The 10,858-nt window shown below is 74.1% G+C and carries 10 protein-coding genes; 4 read left to right on the top strand and 6 right to left on the bottom strand.

Annotated features, from left to right (window positions below; translation table 11 throughout):
- Positions 1 to 213: 213 nt before the first annotated feature.
- Positions 214 to 2,238 carry a M3 family metallopeptidase gene (locus tag BU198_RS10805; protein WP_188296615.1) on the top strand — a complete coding sequence of 675 codons (2,025 nt, stop codon included), beginning with the start codon at positions 214 to 216 and terminating at the stop codon, positions 2,236 to 2,238.
- A 6-nt stretch (positions 2,239 to 2,244) separates the two neighbouring features.
- On the opposite strand, the gene BU198_RS10800 is transcribed toward BU198_RS10805, so the two are convergent.
- Both BU198_RS10800 and BU198_RS10795 read right to left on the bottom strand, forming a co-directional pair.
- Entirely contained in the window at positions 2,245 to 3,720 is a 1,476-nt protein-coding gene (locus BU198_RS10800) for a glycoside hydrolase family 5 protein (protein ID WP_188296614.1), read from the bottom strand.
- Positions 3,721 to 3,854: 134 nt separating this feature from the next.
- Complete coding sequence (locus BU198_RS10795; protein WP_188296613.1) at positions 3,855 to 4,478, bottom strand: TetR family transcriptional regulator; 624 nt, start codon at positions 4,476 to 4,478, stop codon at positions 3,855 to 3,857.
- 134 nt (positions 4,479 to 4,612) lie between these two features.
- On the opposite strand from BU198_RS10795, the gene BU198_RS10790 reads away from it, so the two are divergent.
- Complete coding sequence (locus tag BU198_RS10790) at positions 4,613 to 5,839, top strand: acyl-CoA dehydrogenase family protein (RefSeq protein WP_411293173.1); 1,227 nt, start codon at positions 4,613 to 4,615, stop codon at positions 5,837 to 5,839.
- Between the two features lie 52 nt (positions 5,840 to 5,891).
- Here BU198_RS10790 and BU198_RS10785 read toward each other — a convergent pair whose 3' ends face one another.
- The 3 genes from BU198_RS10785 to BU198_RS10775 form a co-directional block, all read right to left on the bottom strand.
- Positions 5,892 to 6,500: a phosphatase PAP2 family protein gene (locus BU198_RS10785; protein ID WP_223244227.1), complete on the bottom strand. Its 609-nt coding sequence runs from the start codon at positions 6,498 to 6,500 to the stop codon at positions 5,892 to 5,894.
- 154 nt (positions 6,501 to 6,654) lie between these two features.
- A complete protein-coding gene (locus BU198_RS10780; protein WP_188296612.1) occupies positions 6,655 to 7,464 on the bottom strand; it encodes an enoyl-CoA hydratase/isomerase family protein in 810 nt (269 codons plus the stop codon).
- A gap of 35 nt (positions 7,465 to 7,499) precedes the next feature.
- Entirely contained in the window at positions 7,500 to 8,183 is a 684-nt protein-coding gene (locus BU198_RS10775; protein WP_188296611.1) for a TetR family transcriptional regulator, read from the bottom strand.
- 136 nt (positions 8,184 to 8,319) lie between these two features.
- Here BU198_RS10775 and BU198_RS10770 point away from each other — a divergent pair, with 136 nt between their 5' ends.
- A complete protein-coding gene (locus tag BU198_RS10770; protein ID WP_317620059.1) occupies positions 8,320 to 9,852 on the top strand; it encodes an MFS transporter in 1,533 nt (510 codons plus the stop codon).
- Between the two features lie 73 nt (positions 9,853 to 9,925).
- Here BU198_RS10770 and BU198_RS10765 read toward each other — a convergent pair whose 3' ends face one another.
- Positions 9,926 to 10,474, bottom strand: a complete 549-nt coding sequence (locus tag BU198_RS10765) for a GNAT family N-acetyltransferase (RefSeq protein WP_188296610.1) — start codon at positions 10,472 to 10,474, stop codon at positions 9,926 to 9,928.
- Positions 10,475 to 10,549: 75 nt separating this feature from the next.
- Between BU198_RS10765 and BU198_RS10760 the strand changes: the two genes are divergently transcribed.
- Positions 10,550 to 10,858, top strand: a 309-nt coding sequence (locus BU198_RS10760; RefSeq protein ID WP_188296609.1) for a TetR/AcrR family transcriptional regulator, incomplete at its 3' end; no start/stop codon positions are given.

Here is a 10,858-nt window from a genome sequence, read left to right as displayed (position 1 = left end):
GCCACGGGGGCTGCTCCTCTCCGGCGCGCGGTCGGGCGTGCGGGGACGGGGACGGGGGTGCGGGCCCGCGGGCGGGCCGGCCGCGGCCCCGTGACCGACGGGTCCGCGGCGTCGACGTTAGCCGGTGGGTACGACAACGGGGTGCCGGGCGGCTCCGGCAACGGTGGGTAAAGCCCGTGGGCAGGGCCGGGGACACGGCGTATGGTTCGCGAAATGACCGAGAACCCGTTCTTCCAGGCCAGCTCGCTGGTCTACGAGCTCCCGCCGTTCGCCGAGATCCGCGAGGAGCACTACCTGCCCGCGTACGAGCGGGGGATGGCCGATCAGCTGGCCGAGATCGCGGCGATCACCGCGGACCGGAGCCTGCCGGCCTTCGAGAACACCCTGGTGGCCCTGGAACGCTCCGGGGAACTGCTGCGCCGGGTCGACGCGGTGTTCCGCAACCAGTCGTCCTCGGACACCACCGACGTGCTGGACGAGGTGGAGGCGAAGGTGAGCCCGCTGCTCGCCGCCCACCACGACGCGATCCACCTGGACCGCGCGCTGTTCGCCCGGATCGAGGCGCTGCACGGGGACCGCGCCGGGCTCGGCCTGGACCCGGAGTCGCTGCGGCTGCTGGAGCGCTGGTACACCGCGTTCGTGCGCTCCGGCGCCCGGCTGGGCGCGGCCGAGCAGGCCAGGCTGCGCGAGCTGAACGCCGAACTCGCCGCGCTCGGCACCACCTTCCAGCAGAACGTGAACGCCGCCACCCGGGCCGCCGCGCTGGTCCTGGACTCCGCCGAGGAGCTGGCCGGGCTGTCCGAGGGCGCGATCGCCGGGGCGGCGGAGAACGCCCGGGTGCTCGGCCGCCCGGGCACATACGTGCTGAGCCTGCGGAACACCTCCGGCCAGTCCGAGCTGGCGCAGCTCACCGACCGCTCGGTGCGCGAGCGGCTGCTGGCCGCCTCGCTCGGCCGGGGCGTCGAGGCGAACGGCCCGCTGGCGATCCGCACCGCCGCGCTGCGCGCCGAGCGGGCCGCGCTGCTCGGGTACCCGAGCCACGCCGCGTACGTGGTCGCGGACGAGACGGCCGGCACCGTGGAGGCGGTCTCCGCCCTGCTGTCCAGGCTGGTCGGCCCGGCGGTGGCGATGGCCCGCAGGGAGGCCGGGGAGCTGGCCGCGGCGGCGGCCGCGGACGGGATCGACGAGATCGCCGCGCACGACTGGGCGTACTACTCGGAGAAGGTGCGGCAGAGCTCCTACCAGGTGGACGCGGCGGGGCTGCGCCCGTACTTCGAGCTGGAGCGGGTGCTGCGGGACGGCGTGTTCTTCGCCGCGAACCTGGCGTACGGGCTGAGCTTCACCGAGCGGCCGGACCTGACGGCCCACCACCCGGACGCCCGGGTCTTCGAGGTGTTCGAGGAGGACGGCACCGCGCTGGGCCTGTTCATCGGCGACTTCCACGCCAGGGCGTCCAAGCGCGGCGGCGCCTGGATGGACGCGCTGGTGGCCCAGTCCGGGCTGACCGGGCAGCGGTCGGTGGTGCTGAACAACCTCAACATCCCGCACCCGGCGCCCGGCGAGCCGGCGCTGATGGACTGGGACGAGGTGCGCACGCTGTTCCACGAGTTCGGGCACGCGCTGCACGGGCTGTTCTCGGACGTGCGCTACCCGCTGTTCTCGGGCACCTCGGTGCCCCGGGACTTCGTCGAGTTCCCCTCGCAGGTCAACGAGATGTGGATGGTCAGGCCCGAGGTGCTGGCCAACTACGCCCGCCACCACGAGACCGGGGAGCCGCTGCCGGCCGAGCTGGTCGAGCGGATGACGGCGGCCGAGGGCTTCGGACAGGGCTTCCGGACGGTGGAGTACCTGGCGGCCACGCTGCTGGACTGGGCCTGGCACACCGTGCCGGCGGACGAGCTGGGCACGGACGCCGAGGCGTTCGAGGCGCGGGCGCTCGCGGCGGCCGGGATCGCGGTGGACGCGATCCCGCCGCGCTACCGGACAGCGTACTTCCAGCACGTCTTCGCCAGCGGCTACAGCGCCGCGTACTACGCGTACATCTGGTCGGAGGTGCTGGACGCCGACACCGTGCAGTGGTTCGAGGGCAACGGGCGGTCGGTGCGGGAGAGCGGCGAGCTGTTCCGGCGCGAGCTGCTGGCGCGCGGGTTCAGCCGGGACCCGCTGGAGTCCTTCCGCGCGGTGGTCGGCCGGGCTCCGGAGACCGGGCCGCTGCTGGTCCGCCGGGGGCTGGCGTAGGCGGCGTCACCGTGTCGTGAGGGTGACCGTCACGGCCGTGCCCGGGCGGGTGCGCGGGAGCCGGATGCGTACGGTTCCCGCGCGCCCGTCCGCCGGCTGCTCCACCTCGGCCCGGGCGCCGGCGGGGGAGACGGCGACGTCGGCGCCGTGCGGGAACGCGGCCGGGGGGAGCAGGAGTTCGCCGGCGCGTCCGGTGCCGTCGGCGCGCCAGCGCACGGTGGCGCCGTCGGCGCGGACCTCGGTGCGGACGTCCGTTCCCGGGACGGCCACCGGGTACGGGCCGAAGACGGGCCCGTCGCCGGGCGCGGGGTGCCCGGCCGGGTCGAGCGCGCAGTAGCCGCCGTCGCCCCGGCACCAGTACCACATCGTCCAGCCCTCGGCGAAGCCGTCCATCGCGGCGACCTGACGGCGGACCAGTTCGGTGTTGCCTGGCCTGCGGGAGTCCGGCGGGCCCCACTCGCCGACCAGGACGGGCAGCCGGTGGGCGGCGGGGTAGCCGGTGACCGCGGCGGTGTACCGCTCCACGAAGCCGCCGGCCGGGTCCCAGTCGGAGCCGTTCTCGACCGCCGTGTCGTAGAAGTGCGGCGCGTAGCCGAGCCTGGCGGCGCCGGGGCGCGGGTCGGTGAAGCCGGGCAGGTGGGTGGGCACGCCCTGGCCGACCAGGACGGTCGGTTCCACGAACAGCCAGGCGCGGGAGTCGGCGCGGCGCACGGCGTCGATCAGCCGGCGGTACATGCCGGCGAGCCTGCCCTCCTCCAGGGCGGCGGAGGCGGCGGCCAGCACGGCCGGGTCGCCCGGGTCACCGTCCACCGGGCCGAACGGCTCGTTGAACAGGTCGTAGCCCAGCAGTGAGCGGTGGCCGCGCAGTTCGCGGGCCAGCCGGGTGTAGAAGTCGGCCTGCCAGGCACGCAGGTCGGGGTCGTCGTAGAGGTGGCGGAAGGCGGCCTGGACGGCGGGCTGGAAGTAGCCGGCGAACCAGTCGTCCGGGTCCGGGGTGAAGGGCAGCCCGTCGTCCCGGGTGGCCCAGGCGGGGATGCCGTTGCTGCCGCCGAGGAACTTCGGCCCGTAGACGTCCTGGTGGAAGTCGACCAGGACCAGCAGGCCCAGACGGTCGGCCCGGTCGAGGAGCCGCTGGATCCGGCGCAGTTCGGCGGGGTCGAGGCGGCCGCGCCCGGGCTCCAGCCTGGTCCAGGAGACCGGCAGCCGGACCAGCGTGAAGCCCTGGGCGGCGACGGAGTCGAGGTCGGCGGGGGTGGCCTCGGCGTACTTGTCGAGATTGAAGCCGCGAAGGCCGAGGCGGCGGCCCTGGGCATCGGTGAGCGCGGTGCGGCCGTCGGCGGCGGTGACCGTGCCGGTGGGGAAGCGGTCCGCCGGCCCGCCGTGGGCGGAGGCCTGGACCGAGGCCTGGGCGGAGGCGGGGACGGCGGTGAAGACGGCGGTGGCGGCGAGCAGCAGGGCGACGGCGGTGCGGCGCAGGCGCATCGGGGACCTCGCACGGCGGGGGGTGGGGTGGGCCCGATGATGCCCGGACTGCCGCGCACGGCACAAGAGTTCGGTCGGCGCGGGTCGGCCTGGTGGCCGGTTCGGTCGGTGTCCGGTTCGGCCTGGCGGCCGGTTCAGTCGGCGGACGGTTCGGGCGCGGGCGGCAGGACAGCGGTCGGCAGTTCGGCGGCGGCGGCCAGCCGGCCCCAGAGCAGGTCGGCCAGCGCCTGCACCATCCGGGTGCGCGAGCAGGGCCTGGCCTCCAGCCACCAGTCCCCGGCGGCCAGCACCATGCCGGTGATGCCCCGGCCCCAGGCCTCGGCGAGCAGGTCGCGGTCGGCTCCGAGGTCGACCTGGCTCTGCACGGCCCGGGTGATCTCCTCGGCGATCTGCCTGAGCGCGGGGGCGAGCGCGTTGCCGGCGCCGCTCGGGTCGCCCGGCTCGGGGTGGGTGAGCAGCCGGTAGACCTGGGGGCGGGCCTCGATCCCGGCGAGATAGGTGTCCAGCACGTGCTCGACCCGGTCGCGGCGCTCCAGCGGCTCGGCGAGGGCGGCCCTGACGGCGGCCAGCAGACCGCCGGTGTGACGTTCGGTCAGGGCTCTGATCAGGCCGCTCCGGTCGCCGAAGTGGCGGTAGAGGATCGGCTTGGTGATGCCGGCCTCGGCGGCGATGGCGTTCATGCTCGCGCCTGGGCCCTCCCGCTGGATGACCCGGTCGGCGGCGTTGAGCAGCTGATCGCGGCGGGGCTCTCGGGACATGCGGTGCTCCTCGGGATCGGGTTCTGCGGGGTCGGCCAGGGCGTTGACACCGGTTACCAAGCAGTAGCAGACTCCGACGATGTTACCGGCGGTAACACCACGGTCGGCCGCACACGTCTTCGGAGGCAAACACCATGAGCAGCACGTTCTCGATGGACCCGGGCGCGGACCAGCTGGCCGTACGCGACTGGCTGCACGGCTTCGCCGCCGACGTGATGCGACCGGCCGCGGCCGAGTGGGACGAGCGCGAGGAGACCCCCTGGCCGGTCATCCAGGAGGCCGCCAAGCTGGGCATCTACTCGCTGGACTTCTACGCCCAGCAGTACTTCGACCCCTCCGGCGTCGGCATCCCGATCGCGATGGAGGAGCTGTTCTGGGGCGACGCGGGCATCGGGCTGTCCATCGTCGGTACCACCCTGGCCGCCGTCGCGGTGCTGGCCAACGGCACCGACGAGCAGATCGGCACCTGGACCCCGCAGATGTTCGGCACCCCGGAGGACGTCAAGGTCGCCGCCTTCTGCTCCTCCGAGCCGGACGCCGGCTCCGACGTGTCCGCGCTGCGCACCCGGGCGGTGTACGACGAGGCGAGGGACGAGTGGGTGCTCGACGGCACCAAGACCTGGGCCACCAACGGCGGGATCGCCGCCGTCCACGTGGTGGTCGCCACCGTCGACCCGGGGCTCGGCGCGAAGGGCCAGGCCTCCTTCGTCGTCCCGCCGGGCACCCCGGGGCTGAGCCAGGGCCAGAAGTTCAAGAAGCACGGCATCCGCGCCTCGCACACCGCCGAGGTGGTGCTGGACGGAGTCCGGGTGCCCGGCAGCTGCCTGCTCGGCGGCAAGGAGAAGCTGGACGAGCGGCTGGCCCGGGCCCGCGAGGGGGCCGGGCGGCAGGGCGGCAGGGGCAACGCGGCGATGGCCACCTTCGAGGCCTCGCGTCCGGCCGTCGGCGCGCAGGCGATCGGCATCGCCAGGGCCGCGTACGAGGTGGCGCTGGACTACGCGAAGACCCGCGAGCAGTTCGGCCGGCCGATCATCGACAACCAGGGCGTGGCCTTCCAGCTCGCCGACATGAGGACCAGGATCGACGCGGCCAGGCTGCTGGTGTGGCGGGCCTCCTGGATGGCGGTCGGCAACCGGCCGTTCACCGCGGCCGAGGGCTCGATGTCCAAGCTCTACGCGGGCGAGACCGCGAAGTACGTGACGGCGCAGGCGATGCAGATCCTCGGCGGCAACGGCTTCACCCGGGAGTACCCGGTGGAGCGGATGCACCGGGACAGCGCGATCTACTCGGTCTTCGAGGGGACCAGCGAGATCCAGCGGCTGGTGATCGCCCGGGCGATCTCGGGGATGCCGATCCGCTAGCCGGGGCGGTCGGCCTGGTGGTCGGCCGGTGGGCCGACCGGCGGGCCGTCCTTCAGCGGGCGGCCCAGAAGGTGAGCCCGGCGGTGAGCGCGCCCACCAGCGCGCCGGCGATCGTCTGTGCGGTGGTGTGGTCCCGCAGCACCACCCGGGACCACCCGATCACCGGGACGAGTGGGCCGAGCAGCAGCCAGAGCGGGCCGAGCGCGATGGCCAGGCAGGCCACCGCGCCGCCGGCCACGGCGGTGTGCACGGAGATCTTCCACCGGGTGGTGATCACCAGGATCGGCACCAGCGAGGCGAACATCGCCAGCACCACCGCGGTCAGGTCGGCGGGGGCGTCCAGTCCGATCATCACCGCGAAGCAGACCAGCACCGAGCCCATGATGAACGGGAAGACGGTCAGCCGGCGCTGCCGGTGGCCGACGTGACGGTCCGCCACGGTGCCCCTGCGCATGCCGCGCCGGATGAACAGGGTCGGGACGACGGCGGCGAACAGGGCGGCGAAGAGCGCCCAGCCGATGCCCGGCCAGCCGTAGCGGAGGCCGCCCAGCACCGGGAGCATCGCGATGATCACGTTCTTCGGCTCGATGCCGTCGGTGATCCGGCGGGCCCAGACCGTCCGGCGGGTGGGGGCGGGTGCGGCCTCGGCCTCGGTGGTCATCGGGGTGGGTGCTCCGGGGGCGTGAAGGGACGGGTGTGGTTCCGGTCGGACGATCGTACGGGCGCCGGTTCGGGCCGGTCCGCCTGGAGTTGTGCTGTCCGGAGCCGTGCTCGGAGGCGTGCCCGGAGCCGTGCCGCCCGGAGCCGGGCCCGGCTCAGAACCGGGCGGGGCGGCCCTCCATGAAGGCGGCCAGGCCCTCGCGGACGTCCGAGCCCTCCCGGGAGCGGAGCAGCCAGGGCGCCAGGGCCTCGGCCGCGCGCTCGGGCGGGGCGTTCAGGACGGCCTTGGCGCCGCCGATGGTGTGGGTCGAACGGCGGGTCAGCAGCCGGGCGAAGTCCAGCGCGGCGGCGTCCAGTTCGGCGTCCGGCAGGACGCGTTCGGCCAGGCCCAGCGGCAGCGCGTCCCGGCCGCTCACCAACTCGCCGGAGAACAGCAGGTACTTGGCCCTGGCCGGGCCGACCAGGCGGCCCAGCCGTACGGTCGGCACCTCCCAGTAGACCACCCCGAGTTTGGCCGGGGTGATCCCGATCCTGGCGTCCTCGGCGACGAACCGCAGGTCGCAGGCGACGGCCAGCTGGCAGCCGCCGCCGACGCAGGCGCCGTGCACCACGGCGAGGGTCGGGTGGGGGAAGGCCGCCAGTGCCTCCTCGGCGGCGACGTTGACCGCGTGGTAGGCCTGCGCGCTGTCCGGATCGCCGTAGGCCTCGGCGAGTTCGGCGATGTCCGCGCCCGCGCTGAAGGTGTTGTCCGCGCCGGTGAGCAGCAGGACGCGCACCCCCTCGTGCTCGGCCAGCTGCCGCAGCACCTTGGGCAGTGCCTGCCAGATGGCCAGGGTCACCGCGTTGCGGCGGTGCGGGCGGGCGAACTCCAGCACCGCGACGCCGTCGTCGCCGACGTACGCGTTGAGGCCCTCGGCCTGCGCGGGCAGGGCGGAGCGGTCCCGCGTGAGCAGCGGCTGGTCCATGCGCACCTCCGGTCGGTCGTGGTGCGCCAACTCTCTCAGGCGGTGCGGGTGCAGTAGTCACCGAGGCCCTGTTCGACCAGGGCGAAGGCGCGGTGGGCCTGGTCGAGGGCGACGGGCAGGGCGTCCGCGGCGCGCCCGCCGGCCAGCATCCGGCGCTGGTTGTCGGCGGTCAGGGTCAGCTGGGCGGCGAGCAGTTGGGCGGCGGCGACCCTGGCGGTGAGCTCGTCGTGGGCCGGATCCTGGGCGAGCAGTTCGGTGGCCAGCAGGGTCTGGGTCTGCTGGCCGAAGCCGGCGGTGGCGCGCATGAGCAGGGCCGGGGTCTGGTGGATCACCCGGACCACGTCGAGGACGATCCGGTCGTCGCTGAGCCCGGTGGAGGGGTCGAACCTCCGCAGTGCGGCCAGGTAGTGGGTGCGCAGGGCCGCGACCGCCGAGGTGCCGGGGGCGCGCTCGCGCACCACCCGGGCCGGCTCGTCGAGGTGCTGCTCCATCGGGCCCATGACCAGGTCTTCCTTGCTGGGGAAGTAGTTGAAGACGGTCATCTTGGACACCTCGGCGGCGGCCGCGATCTCGGCCACCGAGACCTGGTCGAAGCCGCGTTCGGCGAACAGCCCGATGGCGGTGCGCCAGAGCCGGAGGCCGGTCTGGATCTTCTTGCGCTCCCGCAGCGGGAGCGCGTCGAGGTCGTGGCCGGCGTCGAATCCGGGGTGGGTCGCCATGGTGGGACTGTACCAGGAACAATGATTGACCAGGCTCAAGGATTGACCGAGTATAAAATCCCTGCCATGGTGGTGCCGGGCCCGCCGGATCCGACCGGTCCGGCCCGAACTCCACGGACCCAGGGGGGACTTGACCATGGCGATCGCCGAACCGAGGACAGCGGGCCGGCCCCCGTCCGGCACGAAGCCGGCCGGACCGGCGGCGCTGATGACGCCGGCCCAGCGCGGGCTGGGCATGCTGCTCTGCCTGGTCACGATCGTGCTGGCGGTGCTGGACATGAACATCGTGTCGGCGGCCACCGTGCCGATCGTCCGGGACCTCGACCCCGTCCACGGCGTCGACCGACTGCCCTGGCTGGTCAGCGCGTTCGCCCTGGCCGCCACCGCGCTGCTGCCGCTGTACGGCAGGCTCTGCGACGTCTACGGCGCCAAGCGCGTACTGCTGGGGGCGGTCGGCACCTTCCTGCTCGGCTCGGCGCTCTGCGGGGCGGCGCAGTCGATGGACCAGCTGATCGCCTTCCGGGCGGTGCAGGGCGTCGGCGGCGGTGGACTGATGAGCGTCACCATGGTGGTCATCGCCCAGTTCAAGGAGCCGGAGGAGGGCGGCGGAGGCAAGGGCGGCGCGATGGGCGGGATCGTCGCGGGCCTCGGCATGGCGGTCGGGCCGCTGATCGGCGCGCTGTTCACCGACCACCTCGGCTGGCGCTGGATCTTCTACCTCAACCTGCCGCTCGGGCTGCTGGTCCTGGTCGGTGTCGCCCTGGTGGTCAAGCTGCCCCCGACGACCGGCCGCCGGGGCCTGGACTTCGTCGGCGCGGCCCTCGCGGCGGCCTTCGCGACCGGGCTGCTGCTGGTCACCGAGTGGGGTGGCAAGGAGTACGCCTGGACGTCCCCGGTGATCCTCGGTCTGTCCGCCGCCACCCTGGGCGCGTTCGGCCTCTTCCTGTGGCGGCAGGCCACCGCCGCCGAGCCGGTGCTGCCGCTGTCGCTGTTCCGGATCCGCGCGGTGCGGCTGGGCTTCGCGATCCAGGGCCTGGTCGGGATGGGCATGATCGGCTCGATCATGTACGTGATGCTCTACCTGCAGATCGCCCGGGGCGTCGCCCCGACCTCGGCCAGCCTCTACCTGATCCCGATGGCGGCCGGGATGACCGGGGCCAGTCTGCTGGCCGGCCGGCTGATCGGGCGCGGCCACCCGGTCCGGACCTTCCTGGCGCTCGGCGCCGGGTGTGCGACGCTCGCCCTCGTGCTGCTCGGCCTCAGCGGGCCGGACACCGGACTGTGGCTGGTGATGGCCGAACTCGCGCTGCTGGGCGGCGGGCTGGGGCAGCTGATCGGCCAGCTGATCACGGTGGTGCAGGAGGCCGCGCCCCGGCACCAGCTGGGGGTGGCGACCGCCGGCATCCGGTTCTTCCAGACCCTCGGCAACGCGCTCGGCGCGGCGCTGTTCGGCAGCGTGCTGGCCAGGGTCTTCGAGGCGGGCGAGCCGGGGCGGCCGCTCGGCGCGGTCCGGGCGCTGACCGGGGCGGCGCACGAGCACGCGGTGCGCAGCTTCACGGACGCGGTGGACGTGGTGTTCCTGTCGGCGGGCGGGGCGCTGGCGCTGGCGCTGGTGTGCGTGCTGCGGCTGCGGCCGGCCGGGACGGCTCCGGCGGCTCGGGAGGCCTGACGGGCCGGCGGGTACGGGGGAGGGCGCGGGGCCCGGTGGACGGGGAGTCCACCGGGCCCCGCGGCGTCCGGGTTCAGGCCCGGCCGGTCCACTCCGAGGCGAGGACGGCCCAGATCTCCTTGTCGTAGCGGACCCCGTTGTACGGGTACCACTCGCGCAGCACGCCGTCGCGGGTCATGCCGACCCGCTCGGCGACCGCCCGGCTGCGGTCGTTGACGGAGGAGCACCACCACTCGGCGCGGTGCAGGCCGCGGGTGACGAAGGCGTAGTCGAGCAACTGCTTGACGGCGGCGGTGATCAGCCCGTGGCCCTCGCCGGCCGGCTCGGTCCAGGCGCCGATCTCGCAGACGCCGGACCGGGCGTCGAAGCTCACGAACATCACGCCGCCGACCAGCGTGCCGTCCAGCCAGATGCCGTAGATCCGCTTCTGGTCGGCGGCCTGGCCGTCGGCGTAGCGCTGGAGGGTGGCGCGGGCGGAGTCCAGGTCGACCGAGAAGGTCGCCCAGGGGATCCACGGGTCGGTGTGGGCGCGGGCGCGGTCGATGTGGGTCAGGAACTCGGGGGCCTGCCAGGGCTCCAGCGGGCGCAGTTCGGCGTTCTCGGCGAGCGGTACGGCAAACACGGGCGGCCTTTCACGGGGGTGCTGAGGTTGGCTGAGACCATTCATAACAAACGTTTGGTATGTACGATAGCCCCCATGACGCCCGCCCGTGGAGACCATGACGCCCGCCGCTCGGAAGTCTCCGAGGGGGTGTGGCGGGTGCTCTCCAGCCGGGGCTTCGAAGGGCTGACCCTGCGCGCGGTGGCCGCCGAACTGGGCGCCACCACCGGACTGTTGACGCACTACTTCCCGAACAAGCGGGCACTGCTGAGCCATGCGCTGGAGGAACTGGACCGGCGCTCGCTGGCCCGGCCCCGGCGCACCGCCCCCGCCGACGGCAGCCCGCCGCCGGCCGGGCTGGCCAGGGTGCGGGCGTCACTGCTGGACGTCCTGCCGCTGGACGGC

Origin of the sequence: Streptomyces sp. CBMA156 (assembly GCF_014596515.1) — a bacterium.
Taxonomy (GTDB): domain Bacteria; phylum Actinomycetota; class Actinomycetes; order Streptomycetales; family Streptomycetaceae; genus Kitasatospora.
Note: the sequence above shows the minus strand (reverse complement) of the source record. Positions and strands in the feature narration are given on the sequence as shown.

What these genes read in the sequence shown, in the direction of transcription:
- BU198_RS10805 (WP_188296615.1), top strand. Translation starts at nt 214, where the DNA reads ATGACCGAGAACCCGTTCTTCCAGGCCAGCTCGCTGGTCTACGAGCTC.
- BU198_RS10800 (WP_188296614.1), bottom strand. Translation starts at nt 3,720, where the DNA reads ATGCGCCTGCGCCGCACCGCCGTCGCCCTGCTGCTCGCCGCCACCGCC.
- BU198_RS10795 (WP_188296613.1), bottom strand. Translation starts at nt 4,478, where the DNA reads ATGTCCCGAGAGCCCCGCCGCGATCAGCTGCTCAACGCCGCCGACCGG.
- BU198_RS10790 (WP_411293173.1), top strand. Translation starts at nt 4,613, where the DNA reads ATGAGCAGCACGTTCTCGATGGACCCGGGCGCGGACCAGCTGGCCGTA.
- BU198_RS10785 (WP_223244227.1), bottom strand. Translation starts at nt 6,500, where the DNA reads ATGACCACCGAGGCCGAGGCCGCACCCGCCCCCACCCGCCGGACGGTC.
- BU198_RS10780 (WP_188296612.1), bottom strand. Translation starts at nt 7,464, where the DNA reads ATGGACCAGCCGCTGCTCACGCGGGACCGCTCCGCCCTGCCCGCGCAG.
- BU198_RS10775 (WP_188296611.1), bottom strand. Translation starts at nt 8,183, where the DNA reads ATGGCGACCCACCCCGGATTCGACGCCGGCCACGACCTCGACGCGCTC.
- BU198_RS10770 (WP_317620059.1), top strand. Translation starts at nt 8,320, where the DNA reads ATGGCGATCGCCGAACCGAGGACAGCGGGCCGGCCCCCGTCCGGCACG.